Annotated in this window: 10 protein-coding genes; 2 read left to right on the forward strand and 8 right to left on the reverse strand. The window is 66.5% G+C overall.

Annotated elements, in window-relative coordinates:
* Positions 1-84 precede the first annotated feature (84 nt).
* From tsaE to ubiE, 6 genes are all read right to left on the reverse strand, one after another.
* Positions 85-1,617 carry a tRNA (adenosine(37)-N6)-threonylcarbamoyltransferase complex ATPase subunit type 1 TsaE gene (gene tsaE / locus JQ603_RS13955; RefSeq protein WP_212340143.1) on the reverse strand — a complete coding sequence of 511 codons (1,533 nt, stop codon included), beginning with the start codon at positions 1,615-1,617 and terminating at the stop codon, positions 85-87.
* The gene (locus tag JQ603_RS13960) at positions 1,614-4,118 is read right to left on the reverse strand and encodes a sensor histidine kinase (protein WP_212340144.1); all 2,505 of its coding nucleotides are present in this window, start codon (positions 4,116-4,118) and stop codon (positions 1,614-1,616) included. The genes tsaE and JQ603_RS13960 overlap by 4 nt, the downstream gene beginning before the upstream one ends.
* Positions 4,119-4,309: 191 nt before the next feature.
* Complete coding sequence (gene dut / locus JQ603_RS13965) at positions 4,310-4,768, reverse strand: dUTP diphosphatase (RefSeq protein WP_212340146.1); 459 nt, start codon at positions 4,766-4,768, stop codon at positions 4,310-4,312.
* Positions 4,765-6,204: a bifunctional phosphopantothenoylcysteine decarboxylase/phosphopantothenate--cysteine ligase CoaBC gene (coaBC, locus tag JQ603_RS13970; protein WP_212340148.1), complete on the reverse strand. Its 1,440-nt coding sequence runs from the start codon at positions 6,202-6,204 to the stop codon at positions 4,765-4,767. Before coaBC ends, dut begins: the two co-directional genes overlap by 4 nt.
* Positions 6,205-6,261: 57 nt before the next feature.
* Positions 6,262-7,836, reverse strand: a complete 1,575-nt coding sequence (gene ubiB, locus JQ603_RS13975) for a 2-polyprenylphenol 6-hydroxylase (protein WP_212340150.1) — start codon at positions 7,834-7,836, stop codon at positions 6,262-6,264.
* On the reverse strand, positions 7,833-8,594 hold the full coding sequence (gene ubiE / locus JQ603_RS13980) for a bifunctional demethylmenaquinone methyltransferase/2-methoxy-6-polyprenyl-1,4-benzoquinol methylase UbiE (RefSeq protein WP_212340152.1): 762 nt from the start codon (positions 8,592-8,594) through the stop codon (positions 7,833-7,835). Before ubiE ends, ubiB begins: the two co-directional genes overlap by 4 nt.
* A gap of 81 nt (positions 8,595-8,675) precedes the next feature.
* Here ubiE and mutM point away from each other — a divergent pair, with 81 nt between their 5' ends.
* On the forward strand, positions 8,676-9,557 hold the full coding sequence (gene mutM / locus JQ603_RS13985) for a bifunctional DNA-formamidopyrimidine glycosylase/DNA-(apurinic or apyrimidinic site) lyase (RefSeq protein WP_212340154.1): 882 nt from the start codon (positions 8,676-8,678) through the stop codon (positions 9,555-9,557).
* A 225-nt stretch (positions 9,558-9,782) separates the two neighbouring features.
* On the opposite strand, the gene JQ603_RS13990 is transcribed toward mutM, so the two are convergent.
* Positions 9,783-10,526 (reverse strand): ParA family protein, encoded by a 744-nt coding sequence (locus JQ603_RS13990; RefSeq protein WP_212340156.1) that lies wholly within the window; start codon positions 10,524-10,526, stop codon positions 9,783-9,785.
* Between the two features lie 245 nt (positions 10,527-10,771).
* Between JQ603_RS13990 and ggt the strand changes: the two genes are divergently transcribed.
* Positions 10,772-12,451, forward strand: a complete 1,680-nt coding sequence (ggt, locus tag JQ603_RS13995; RefSeq protein WP_212340158.1) for a gamma-glutamyltransferase — start codon at positions 10,772-10,774, stop codon at positions 12,449-12,451.
* 145 nt (positions 12,452-12,596) lie between these two features.
* Here ggt and JQ603_RS14000 read toward each other — a convergent pair whose 3' ends face one another.
* Positions 12,597-13,958, reverse strand: coding sequence for a serine protease (locus JQ603_RS14000; RefSeq protein ID WP_212340160.1), 1,362 nt, complete (start codon positions 13,956-13,958; stop codon positions 12,597-12,599).
* Between the last annotated feature and the right edge of the window lie 186 nt (positions 13,959-14,144).

Raw genomic sequence — 14,144 nt, forward strand, 5'->3', positions numbered from 1 at the left:
GCCCCGCTCCAGCCCGTATTTATCCGGCTGCTTCGCCGCCAGAATAGCGACGTCTTGGCTAACAGGCGGTAAATCGGGCCCGAATCAGGCCTGCGGCGGGCTTTGAGGCGGCGGCACGTTGGCGAGATACCAGTCGCGCAGATGGCCGAGTGCGGGATGCGCCAGCGAGCGCTGGAGGTAGGTCCAGATCCGCGGCTGATGTCGCAGATAATGCGGCTTGCCATCGCGGCGGTTGAGCCGGGCGAAGGTGCCGAGCAGCCGCGTGTTCCGCTGCGCCGACATGATCGCGTAGAGCTCGGCGAAGCCGGCCGCATCGAAGCTCGTATCGTCTGCGCGCCGCGCCTTGATGTAGCGCGACAGCAGCGTCAGCTCGATGTTTTCAGGGACGTCGATGCGGGCGTCCTGGAGCAGCGACACCACGTCGTAGGAGTGTGGCCCGAGCACGGTGTCCTGGAAGTCGATCACGCCGACGCGCTCGATGCCGCTGCGCTCTCCGAGCCAGATCAGATTCGGCGAGTGATAGTCGCGGATGATCCAGGTCCTCGGCGAGGCCTGCGGCTTCTTCAGCAGCTCGCGCCACATCGCAAAAAATTCCGCGCGCTTCTCGTCGCTCAACGGCGCGTCGCGATCGGGCAGATACCATTCCGGCATCAACCCGATCTCGATCAGGAGTGCCTCGGTGTCGAAGACGGGGATGGCGTAGGTCTGCCCGTCCAGCGGCAGCGTCTCCGGCAGCGACTTGCCGTGCAGCATCGCCAGCAGGTCGGTCGCGGCCTCGTAGCGCTCGGCGATCGGACGCGGCGGATCGCCCTCGATCACGCCGTCGCTGCCGAAGTCCTCCGAGATCAGGAAGCCGTGGTCGAGATCGAAATGATGGATTGCCGGCGCGGAGATTCCCTGGGCGCGCAGGCCCTCGTCGATCGCGACGAACGGCCGAACGTTTTCGGCGAGATGCACGGCGGCGCTATAGGACTTCCCATTGTAGAGGGCAGCACCATCGGGGCGCTGCGGAAAGTTCATGAGGATGACGATCTCATCGCCGCGGATCAGTCGCGCATAAGATCGGGTCGAGGCGTCGCCGTTCATGCGCCGTCGCGTCGCGTCGATGTAGCCGGATGCGTCGAGGAATTCGCGCAGCGCCTTCAGCCGCGCGACCTGCGCAGCGCTCTTGCCATAGCCGGTGATGTCGGCGGCGCGCGCGTTCGAGCCCAGCGCGGGGCGATGCGTCAGCGCGATGTCGATGCGATCCGCGGGCATGGCCGACGGTGCACGCTCCGGCCATTCGATCAGAACCAGCGTGACGTCCGGCAGCGGCGACAGCCCGATCTCCTCGAGCTCGCTCTCGTCCTCGACGCGGTAGAGATCGGCATGCATCACCGGAAACGGCGGCAGCTCGTAGCCCTGCACCAGCGTGAAGGTCGGGCTCGGCACTTCCAGCTCGTCGTCGCCGGCGAGGTAGCGGATCAGCGCGCGGGCGGCGGCGGTCTTGCCGGCGCCGAGATCGCCGGTGAGGGTGATGACATCGCCCGGTCCGACCAGCAGGGCGAGATCGGCCATCAATTGCGCGGTGGCCGTCTCGTTGTGAAGCGCGACGGAGAATGTGGTGGGGGCGGTCATTCGGCGGCGTCGCGATGCGCCGCCTGGTCGGTCGGGAAATCGCAGATCACGACCGTGCCCCGGCCGACGATCGAATCCACCCGCACCTTGCCGCCATGCAGCTCGACGAAGGAGCGCACCAGCGACAGGCCGAGCCCGGCGCCGCGGTGACGCGAGCCCTGCGAGCGGCTTTCGAACCAGTTGAACACCTTGTCCTTCATGTCGGCAGGTATTCCAGGCCCGGAATCTGTCACAGTGAAGACCACGCTGCGTTCGGTGCGGCGTGCGCTGATTCCGACGGTGGAATCCTGTGGAGAAAACCCGACGGCGTTGGCGAGGAGGTTATAGAGCACCTGCACCACGCGCTTCTCGTCGCCGATGAAGCTGCCGACATCGGGCGCGATCTCGACCTTGAGGCGGATGCGGTCGGTGGCGAGGCGGTCCTGGATGCCCTCGGCGGCGAGCTCGATGGTCTTGCTGACGTCGACGGGCCCGAGTTCCAGCTTCATCGCGCCGGCGTCGATGGTGGCGAGATCCAGGATGTTGTTGGTGAGCGCCAGCAGCGCGTTGGTCGATTTGGTGACGTAATCGAGATATTCGGCCTGTTTCGGCGTCAGCGGCCCGGTCGAGGGGTCGCTGAGGAAATGCGCGAAGCCGATGATGGTGGTCAGCGGTGAGCGCAGCTCGTAGGAGACGTGGTGGACGAAATCCACCTTCATCTGGTCGGCGGCTTCAAGCGCCTCGTTGCGCTCGCGCAGCGCGCGCTCGACATTCTCGGTGTCGGTGATGTCCTGGAACGTCAGCATGGTCGCGCCGTCGGGCAGCGGGCGGATCATGCCGTCGAGCACGCTGCCGTCCTTGCGCTCCAGCTTCAGCGGCACGTCGGCGCGGTTCTCGATCGAGGTGATGGCCTCGCGGATCTGCCGCCAGACCTGCGGCTCGTCGAACAATTGATGACACCAGCCCTCGACGGTCTGGATGTGCGGCTCGTCGCGCATGGCATCGCTCGACAGCTTCCACATCCGCACGAAGGCCGGGTTGAACAGCTGGGCCTTGCCGTTGCTGCCGAACACCGCGACGCCCTCGGCGAGACTGTCCAGCGTCTCGCGCTGGACCCGGATCATGCCGTCGAAGCGGCGGGCCAGCTCGAGGCTCTCGGTGACGTCGTCGAACAGATAGGTGACGCCGCCTTCCGGGTTCGGCGTGGTGACGACCGAGAGCGCGCGGCCGTCGGGCAGGTACCAGGTGTCCTTGGCGGTCTCCACCGCGCGATAGGCCTCGTGCAGCTTGGCCTTCCAGGCGCGGAAATCCGGCTGCTCCGGCAATTTGCGCGCGGCACGAAGCTGGTCGAGCACGCTGGAATCATCGGGATTGGCGTCGAGGAAGGTGCGGTCGAGGTCCCACAGCCGGCGGTAGGAATCGTTGTAGAAGGCAAGGCGCCGATGGCCGTCGAACACGGCGACGCCGGAGGAGAGCTGGTCGAGCGTGCGGCGATGCGCCTCCGCCATCCGCACCAAGGCCGAGCTCAGCGCATCCGCCTCGCTGGCATCGATGGCGACGCCGACGCTGCCGCTGCCGACATTGACGGCGCGGACGTCGTACATGCGCCGCTCGCCGCCGACTACGATCGGCAGCCGCGAGGTGAAGCCGGCGGCATCCTTCAGCCCGCGCTCCATTGCGGCGCGGTCGGCACTGTCGAGCAGCTCGAGCTTGCGTTCATGGGCATCGGTGATGCTGGTCGCCTCGGTGGCGCGGACATAGGCCGGATTGGCGTAGGTGAGCGCGCCGTTCTCGCCCTTGGCCCAGATCGGCCACGGCGCTGCGGCGGCGAAGCCGCGCAGCATCTCGGTCTCGTCCGAGAGCGCCTTGTAGCGCAGATGGGTCTCGGCGAGGTCGCGGCGCAGTCCGGAGAGCTCGCGAATCCGGACGATGGCCTGGCCGCCGATCGCGCGGCCGATGGCTTCCAGCGTGTGGCCATGCGCGGTGGTCAGCGTCAGCTGGAACCCGTCGCCCCGGTCGCGCAGCGCGTCGACGGCATGATCCATCTGCAGCGCGGGTTCCGGCGGCAGCCAGGTTCCGAACGCCAGCACGCGCTGTGGCGAGGAATCGCGCGGCAGCACCATCGAGATGTCGCCGGAGATCTGCGCGCGGTTGTCGCCGGCCGGCCAGGAGATCAGGATCTGCGGCTCGGCGAACAGCAGCGCGCCGAAGCGGTCGGCCTGCAGCTGCAGCTCTCCGATCCGCGCGCGCAGCTGTGCCTCGTTCGCTGCCGTGCGCACCCGCGTCCGCATCAGCAGGATCGCGGCCATGACCGAGAAGCCGAGCAAGGCCAGCGCGGTGGCGAGCACCGCGAGCTCCTGCCGGTTGAAGTCCAGCAAGATGGAAAGCGTGTCCATGAGGTCGGCGGCCTCAGCCGGCGCAGCCGGCAGCAGCGCTGCGAAAGCGCCTCCCAACAAGCTGTTGCGCGCCAACGATGTGCACGACAGCAGCGTCCGACGCATCGACACGATCACGCCTGACATAGTTGCCCCAAGACCGCACGGATTTACGCGCGGCGACCCCCGCCGCACGCGAATCAAAAGACAATACCCCCACCGCGACTCCACCGGTAAGAGTCCAGATCGTGAACGCAAACGCGGCGCCAAAAAAATGCCGGCCGCGCGGTTCCGCACCCACGTCGTTCTTCGGGTGATTCAGCTGGGATTGCCGTGTGTTAGCGGCCGGTGGAGCCGAAGCCGCCGGCGCCGCGATCGGTCGCGGACAAGGCCGCCACGGGAACCAGCGCGGCCTGCACCACGGGGGCGATCACCATCTGCGCGATGCGCTCGCCGCGCTTGATCACGAACGGCGCGGTGCCGTGATTGATCAGGATCACCTTGATCTCGCCGCGGTAGTCGGCGTCGATGGTTCCGGGCGAGTTCAGCACGGTGACGCCGTGCTTGGCGGCGAGGCCCGAACGCGGCCGCACCTGCGCCTCGTGCGCGGGCGGCAAGGCGATCGCAAGGCCGGTCGGCACCAGCGCATATTGACCGGGCGCGAGCGTCATCGGCTCGGCCTCCGGCACCGCGGCCATCAGGTCGAGGCCGGCGGCTTCCGCGGTCTGATAGGCCGGCAGCGGCAGGCCTTCGGCATGGGCGAGGCGTTGCAGTTCGACGGTGACCTTCGTGCTCAAGATGCCGGCTCCAGGGATTTGTCGGTCACGCTTCTGGCGATGTGCGCGACCAGTTCGATGGCGACCTGTTCCTTGGTCATCACGGGCCAGGAATCAACTGCAATCTCTCCGCTCTTGCGGCTGATGAGATGGACAGTGTTGCGATCGCCGCCCATCACACCGGTGGCCGGTGAGACGTCGTTGGCGACGATCCAGTCGCAGCCCTTGCGGGCGAGTTTTGATTTGGCGTTGTCGATGAGGTGCTCGGTCTCGGCGGCAAAGCCGATCACCAGCGGCGGACGCTTGTCGGCCAGTTTCGAGATCGTGGCGAGGATGTCGGGATTCTCGACCAGCTGAAGCGGCGGCATGCCGGCCGCGGTCTTCTTCAGCTTCTGCTCGCCTTCATTGGCGACGCGCCAGTCGGCGACCGCGGCAGCGAAGATCGCGATGTCGGCGGGCAGCGCCGCCTGGACCTGCTCCAGCATCTGCCGTGCCGATTCCACGTGCTTCACCGTGACGCCGGCGGGATCGTCGAGATCGACCGGGCCGCTCACCAGGATCACCTCGGCGCCCGCGGCTTGTGCGGCGGCGGCAATGGCAAAACCCTGCTTGCCGGAGGAACGGTTGGCGATATAGCGCACCGGATCGATCGGCTCGTGCGTCGGGCCCGCTGTGATCAGCACGCGCTTGCCGGCAAGCGGCTTCGGCACCGGCGGCCGCAGCAGGCGCTCGGCCGCATTGGCGATCTCGATCGCTTCCGACATGCGGCCGACGCCGGCTTCGCCCGCCTCCGCCATCTCGCCGGAATTCGGGCCGATCAACACCACGCCGTCGCGCTGGAGCTGCGCGACGTTGCGCCGCGTCGCCGCGTTGTTCCACATCAGCGGATTCATCGCCGGTGCCAGCAGGATCTTGCGGTTGGTCGCGAGCAGGATGGCGCTGGCGAGATCGTCGGCATGGCCGTTGGCCATCTTCGCCATCAGGTCGGCCGTCGCCGGTGCCACCACGATCAAATCGCAGTCGCGCGCGAGGCGGATGTGGCCGGCGTCGAACTCGCTCTGAGGGTCGAACAGGTCGGTGTAGATGCGCTCATGCGAGAGCGCGCTGACGGCGAGCGGCGTCACGAATTGCTGCGCGGCCTTGGTCAGCACGCACCGGACCTCGACGCGGCGCTCCTTCAGCCTTCGGATCAGGTCGAGCGACTTATAGGCTGCGATCCCGCCGCCGATGATCAGGGTGACACTGGCCTCGGGAAGCGCGCCGGTGCGCTGGGGTGTCGGGGCGGAGGATGGGGCCGGGGGTGCTGAAAACGGCGTCAGCGGCTCCTCTCGGCCCTCGATCAGCTCCCGCAGGATGACCCGGACCTCTTCCTCGACCGACCTGCGGTTCTTGGCCGAGCGCAGCCGCAAATAGGTTTTGACGGCATCGTCGAGCTTGCGGATGGTCAGGCTTGCCATGACGCCCCTCCAGCACGGAATGATAGCGATGCTATCATCCGCGTGATTGCAGTGCAATCACAGATTCCGGACGGCGATCAGGATTCCGATGAAGGTTGCGGCGATGATCCAGAGCGCCACGGTGCGCCAGCGGTTCTTGCGGCCTTCGCTGCGGCCCATCGCCGCGATGCTCTCCGGCGACAGTTTTAACCCCTCCCGGGTCATGGTCTCGAGCTGCTCGATGACCTTCACCGAGCGCTCCGCAATCTCCGGCAGGCGCATCAGCACGCGCGCAATGTCCCCGGTCCCGGCAAGCGCGCCCTGCACCCGGCCGATCGGCCCGAGATTGCGCTCGATCCACTCGCGCACCACGGGGTCGGCGACCTTCCAGATGTCGAGCCTGGGATCGAAGCCGCGCGCGACGCCCTCGACCACGACCATGGTCTTCTGCAGCAGGATCAGTTCGGGCCGCGTCGTCATGTCGAACAGGCCGGTGACCTCGAGCAGCAGGGTCAGCAGCCGCGCCATCGAGATCTCCTCGGCGGTGCGGTTGTGAATGGGCTCGCCGATGGCGCGGATGGCCTGCGCGAAATTCTCAACCGAGTGGTGCGAGGGCACATAGCCCGCCTCGAAATGCACTTCCGCCACGCGGCGATAGTCGCGGGTGATGAAGCCGAGCAGGATCTCGGCGAGGAAGCGCCGCTCCTTCATCCCGAGCCGGCCCATGATGCCGAAATCGACAGCGACGAGGCGGCCGGCGTCATCGAGGAACAGATTGCCCGGATGCATGTCGGCGTGGAAGAAGCCGTCGCGCAAAGCGTGGCGCAGAAAGCTCTGGATCACCTTGCGGCCGAGATCGGGCAGATCGACCTGCGCCTCTGCCAGACGCTTGTGGTCGTTCAGCGCAATGCCGTCGATCCATTCCATCGTCAGCACGTTGTGCGTGGTGCGGTCCCAGTCGACGGTCGGCACGCGGAAATCGGGATCGTCGCCCGTGTTCTCCGCCATCTCGGACAGCGCGGCTGCTTCCAGCCGCAGGTCCATCTCCATCGCGACCGAGCGCGACATGGTGTTGATGACCTCGATCAGGCGCAGCCGCCGCGCCTCGGCCGAATAGGCCTCCGCCTTGTGCGCGACGAAGAAGAAATCCGAGAGGTCGCGGCGGAAACGCGAGGCTACATTCGGCCTCAGCACCTTGACCGCAACGGGCTTGCGGATGCAGTCGCGCATCACCTCGCCACGATGCACCTGCGCGATCGAGGCGGCGGCGACCGGCGGGCCGAAGCTCACGAAGATGTCCTTCAGCGGCCGCTCCAGCGAGGTCGCGATCGTAGCTTCCGCTTCCGCCTGCGAAAACGGGGGCAGGCGGTCCTGAAGGCTTTCGAGGTCCCGCGCCATGTTGAAGCCGACCACGTCGGGGCGCGTTGCCAGGAATTGGCCGAGCTTGAGATAGGCCGGACCCATCCGCGTCAGTGCGCGCGAGATTCGTGGTCCCTGCTTGACGCCGCGGCGCTCGACGATGCGCGCGAGCTTCAGCGCAAGCTGGCCGGGGGGCGGCACCAGGCTTGGATCGACCGAGCCGAACACGCCTTCGCGCGCAAACACGAACGCGGCGCGGATGAGGCGCGTAATGTGGGTGAAAGCAGAGATCACAAACGCCAGCCCGAATGCAGTGCGACGATGCCGCCGGAGAGTGTCTGCCAGCTCACGCGGGAAAAGCCGGCCTCGCGGATCATGTCGGCGAAGGCGGCAGGCTTCGGAAACTTGCGGATCGATTCGACGAGATATTGGTAGGATTCGGCGTCGCCCGTGACCATGCGGCCGAGCGGCGGGATCACCTTGAACGAGAACAGATCATAGAGCTTGTCGAGGCCGGGCATCTCGACGGTCGAGAACTCCAGGCACAGGAAGCGGCTGCCGGGCCTCAGCACGCGATAGGCCTCGCGCAGCGCAAGGTCGATCCGCGGCACGTTGCGAATGCCGAAAGCGATCGTATATGCGTCAAAGCTGCGGTCGGCGAAGCCAAGCGATTCGGCATTGCCCTCGACGAAATCGACCTGGGTCTCGAGATGGCGCTTGGCGGCGCGTTCGCGCCCCACCGCGAGCATGTCGGAATTGATATCGCAGACCGTGGCATGGAAGCCGGGGCCGGCCGCCTTGGCGGCGCGGAACGAGATGTCGCCGGTGCCGCCGGCGACGTCGAGCAAGGCGAACGGCCGGTCGCTCCTCGGCGGGTCCAGCGCGTTGATCATGATGTCCTTCCAGACCCGGTGCATGCCACCGGACATCAGGTCGTTCATCAAATCATAGCGAGACGCCACGCTGTGAAACACATCGTTCACCAGCGTCTGCTTGTCCCCCAGGGGAACGTCTTTGAAGCCAAAATGCGTGGTTTCGCCCGGCCGATCCATTACTCTACTCCACGAGGCGGACCATAGCCTGCCCGCCGCAATGGCGCTATCACACCGCCCTCATAAGGTGAATGCCCGACCATGCCTGAATTGCCCGAAGTCGAGACCGTCCGCCGCGGCCTTCAGCCCGTCATGGAGGGTGCAAAAATCCTGGTCGCAGAGGCCCGCCGGCCGGACCTGCGCTTCCCTTTCCAGCCGGATTTCGTGGCCCGGCTCAAGGGGCAGGTGGTCACGGGCCTCGGTCGCCGCGCAAAATATCTCATGGCCGATCTCGCCTCCGGTGACGTGCTGCTGATGCATCTGGGCATGTCGGGCTCGTTCCGCGTCATCAAGCCGGACAACGGCACGGTGCCCGGCGAGTTTCACTATCCGAAGGCCAAGGATTCAGCGCATGACCACGTGCTGTTTCGGATGTCCTCCGGCGCCGACATCGTCTTCAACGATCCGCGCCGTTTCGGTTACATGAAAGTGATCGCGCGCAACGCACTCGAGGACGAGCCGCTGCTGCGTGGGCTCGGACCCGAGCCGCTCGGCAACGAGTTCGACGCCGCGATGCTGGCGCGGTCGTGCGAAGGCAAGGCCACGAGCCTGAAGGCCGCGCTGCTCGACCAGCGCGTGGTCGCCGGGCTCGGCAATATCTATGTCTGCGAGGCGCTGCACCGCTCGCATCTGTCGCCGCGTCGGATCGCGGCAACGCTGTCGACCAAGAAGGGCGAGGCGACGGACCATGCGAAGCGTCTGGTCGGTGCGATCCACACCGTGCTGAACGACGCGATCAAGGCCGGCGGCTCCAGCTTGCGCGACCATCGCCAGACCACCGGCGAGCTCGGCTATTTCCAGCACTCGTTCAAAGTCTATGACCGCGAGGGCGAGAAATGCACGACGCCGCGCTGTGGCGGCACGATCAAGCGCTTCACCCAGAACGGCCGCTCGACCTTCTGGTGCCAAAAGTGTCAGAAGTGACGTAGCCCGGATGGAGCGCAGCGCAATCCGGGTCCAGCCTCTCCGCGGAGAGACTTTCCCGGATTTCGCTTCGCTTCATCCGGGCTACAAGGAGCCCGTCATTGCAATGACGGGTGGATGGAACGCGAAGCGAAGCAATCCGGCCGGGCTGGTGGCCGGATTGCTTCGTCGCTGGGGCCCTTCCGGATGGAGAAGGGCCGGCTGTCGTCCGAGCGATGGCCCCGCTCAGGACACCAGGGGCGTGGTCTCGTCCGCCGCAAGCTCGGTGGCGACGTGCAGCATGCCGTCCGCGGCCGAGATGACCTGGTCGATCAGGAAACTGGTTGTGGCTTCGAGGTCGAGCCGGGTCTCGATCCAGCGCCAGAGGCAGCGGATCTCCTCAGCCGATTTGCCGTTCGGCGCGAATTCGCTCACCGCGAGGCCGTTGGCGAGCGAGTCCTGGTGGTCGTTTCGCATCACGATCAGGGGGCGCGCGAGCACCTCGGCGAGATCGAGCGCGGCTTCCTCGGCGAGCGCACCCGCGGCATTGTCGATGCGCTGGCCGCGGATCGGTGTCTGGTTCAGCACGAAGCTGTAGGGGCGCTTCCAGGCGCGCGCGACGCTCAGCGTCGAGACGGTCGCCTCGATGTCGGCAACGCTCGGGCGGGCCGGGATCAGGCAAAGATCGGAATGGCGGATTGCGGCGGTGGTGGCGGCGGAAAGGCCGGCCGCGGTGTCGACGATCGCGAGCTGGAGGCCGCTGTCGGCCAGCATCTTCAGGCGCGGCTCGATATTGGCGGCGTGATAGATCGGCTCGACGACGACGTCGTCGTTGTTGCGGCGGCGTTGCCAGTTGGAGAGGGTGCCCTGCGGGTCGGTCTCGATCAGGCGGACGGTGAAGCCGGCCTGCTTGGCCGCCAGCGCGAGGCCGATGGCAAGCGTGCTCTTGCCACTGCCGCCCTTTTGGGTGGCCAGTACGATCGTATGCATTTGAAGATCAATCCTTTGGAGTGCCTGGGTCTTAAGGGGAAACGCCACGCGAACGTGCATCGCTTCTCGATGCTGAGCTCTTCTCGCTCAGGACGTGCCCTGCCCGATCCAAAGGGGGACCGCGGATGTCCGAATCAACGGTACGATGATGGCAGAATCGGGAATGCCAGCTAATCCGTACCAATACTGGACCCGTAGTTGTGCCTATGGTGTGCTCGCCGCCTTGAATAGAAAGGGCAGGCGAGATGAGCGGCAACTGGCGCGACCGGACGGCAACCACCTTTGACTGCCAGAAAATGCCGGCGGTCTCGAGCCGCGGCATGGTGGTCAGCAACCATCCGCTCGCCTCCAGTGCCGGCGCCGAGATGCTGGCCGCCGGCGGCAACGCCATCGATGCCGCGATCGCAACCCTGTTCACCCTGACCGTGGTCGAGCCGATGATGGTCGGCATCATCGGCGGCGGCATGGCGCATATCCGCCTCGCCGACGGCAGCCATCGCTTCATCGACGGCCAGAGCACGGTCCCATCGGCGGTGCGCGACACCACCTACACCTCCAAGCCGGGCTCGGCGCATGACGTGTTCGACACCGTCGGCAACGAGAACCTCAACGGTCCGAAAGCGGCTGCCACGCCCGGCTCGCTGAAAGCCTGGTGCGAGACGCTGCACCGGTTCGGCACCATGAGCCTCGCCGACGTGATGCAGCCCGCGATCAAGCACGCCGCGCGTGGCTACGCGGCAACGCCCTATTTGCACGAATGCATCAGCGAGTGCGCGGCCGAGATGCGCAAGGACGAGCCGATCGCGGCGATCTTCCTGCCTGATGGCGAGCCGCTGAAGGTCGGCCAGCGCGTGGTGCAGTCGGAATATGCCGACACGTTGCGCTATATCGCCGACCACGGCGAGAAGGCGCTCTACGAGGGGCCGCTCGGCGACATCCTCGCCGACTACATGGAGAAGACCGGCGGTTTCATCCGCCGCAATGACCTCACGGCTTACAAGACCGTCGAGCGGCAACCGATCCGCGCCGACTATCGCGGCTGGACCATTTTTGGCCCGCCGCCGCCCGCGGCCTCCGGCGTGCATATCGCGCAGATGCTGAACATACTCGAGGGCTACGACATCGAAGGTCTCGGGTTCGGGACATCGGAGACCATCCACTATCTCGCCGAGGTCCTGAAGATCGCCTTCGCCGACCGCGCCGCCGCCAGCGGCGATCCTGATTATGTCGGCGTCCCCGTGGAGAAGCTGACCTCGAAGACCTACGCTGAGGAGCGCCGCCGCGCGATCGATCCGGCGCGGGCGCAGGCCTGGGGCGCCGGCGTGTCGCAGCTCGAAGGCGCGCACACCACGCACATGACGGCGGCTGACAGCTTCGGCAATGTGGTCGCGACCACGCAGACCATCAACAATTTGTTTGGCGCCAAGATCATGATCCCGGGCCTCGGGACCGTCGCCAACAACTACATGAATCTGTTCGATCCGCGCCCCGGCCACGCGCTGTCGCTGGCGCCGGGCAAGAGGGTCACCACCTCGATGTCGCCGATGATGGCTCTGCGTGACGGCAAGCTGCGCTATGCGCTGGGGCTGCCCGGGGGCAAACGCATCTTCCCGAGCGCGATGCAGGCGCTGGTCAATCTGATCGACCACGGCATGAGCCTGCAGGAAGCGGTCGAGGCGCCCAGGGTCTGGACCGAGGGCAATGCGCTCGAGGTCGAGCAGAAAGTGCCAGAGAGTGTGCGTGCAAGGCTCGCGGCGCTTGGCCACAAGGTGCAGCCCGTGGCAACGGTCGCCGGCGGCATGAATGCCATTGCGTTCCACGACGACGGCACCATGACCGGCGCCGCCTGCTGGCGCGCTGATGGCACACCGGTGGGGATTTCGGGTGGGCTCGCGAAGAGTGGGGTCAGGTTCCGGTTGAGCTAGGTCCCGTGCCCCGGACGCGGCGCAGCGCGAAGCGGTGCGCTGCAGAGCCGGGGCCCAGAAACTTCGCCCACCGAATTTGTGGTGGCATGGGTCCCGGCTCTGCGCAGCAACGCAAGCGCGTTGCAGCGCGTCCGGGACACGAAAGCTACTTCCGCACGCAGATCACGCGCACGACGGCGGCTTTCGCGTCAGTCGATGTGCCGTTCGCGGTGACGCCGTTCGCCTTGAGGAATTCGCGCGCCGTTTCCGCGGAGACCATCACCGCCTGCGAGGCGGGCACCGCTGTCGCGGGGCCCGCGACCATTGCCGGCTTCAGCAGCGCGACGCCGGCGAACTTGCCGTCGCCGTCGATTGCGGGACCTCCGGAAAACCCGACCGCCGGTGGCGGCGACAATGCGGAATCGCTCGATGTGACCGGCGCCAGCGCGCCCTTGACGTTCGATACGCCGGCCGCACCGCCTTGGCTCTGCGGATCGGCGATGCCGATGACATCGACATTGGTCCTGGCCGTTCCGCCGGCGAGGCTGAGCGGTTTCAGGCCCCGCGCGCCATAGATGTGCAGCAGCGCCAGATCGTGCTCCTTGTCCTCGGCGAGACGGTCGGCGCTGCCGAAGCCTGCGATGGTGATCGCAAGGCAGCTGTCGGTGACGAGGCGGTCGGCCAGAATCGCGCCGTCGTCGCTGACGACGATGCCGGTGCCGTATTCGACATTCTTGCGCGGCGGCGGTCCGGCCATCGGGGTGGACGGAAATGCGTTGAACGCGCTCGACATCGCGATCACGACCGGCTCGACCGTGTTCTCCATCGCCTGGTCGTAGAGGATCGTCATGATGCGGACCTCGTCGCCCCTGAAGGTGCCGCGTACGTAAAACTTCTTCAGGCCCTGCAAGCCCGACAGCACGAAGAAGTCGGGCTTCACCACGGTGTAGTCGACCTTGCGCCCCGCCGGCTCCTTCTTCTCGGCGTCCGCGAGCTTTGCGGTGGTCGGATTCGCCTCCTTGCGGCGGCTGAGCAGCACCTGCACGGTTCCGGTCGGCGAGGTCCATTTCGAGCCGTTGGCGTCGCTCGCCTGTTGCGGCACCAGCTTTGAGGGAATGCCGAGCCGCGCACCGCTGGTCGGCTCCATCACGATCTTCCAGCCGACGCCGTCCTGTTTCCGACGCGCCGTCTCGGCGAGCGCAGCGCGCTCCTGCGGATTGAGCACGCCGGTCGGCTTGCCGCCCTTGGCCTTCTGGTATTCCTTGATGGCGTTGACCATGCGCTCGCTGACGTCGCCGGTGATGGCGCCGTTATATTGGCCGACCCAGGCGAGGTCGGACTGCAGCGACAGGCGCTCGGCCTGCGCCATGGCATCGGCGGTTTCCGACGCCGTTTGCAGTGCGGGCGGGCGGACCGGGACGGTCTGGACCGGTTTCGGCTTGGTGCCGGGGATCTGCGGCGCCGTCATCTGGGCGTGCGCGCCCGTGGCGGCCGCCAACATCAGTGTTGCCGCAAGCATCGATCTCATGACAAATCCAGCCAGCCCATTGAACGCAATGCCATTCAAGCACATCTCGTTGGTCGCGAACAATGTTGCGGTGGTTCAGGTGGCTGAGAGACCACGAACTGAGGTCCTCATCCTGAGGAGCGGCCCAAAGGCCGCGTCTCGAAGGATGGCCACAGGCGAGATCGGGGCCTTCATGGTTCGAGACGC

The sequence above is a fragment of the Bradyrhizobium liaoningense genome, assembly GCF_018130825.1.
GTDB classification, from domain to species: domain Bacteria; phylum Pseudomonadota; class Alphaproteobacteria; order Rhizobiales; family Xanthobacteraceae; genus Bradyrhizobium; species Bradyrhizobium liaoningense_B.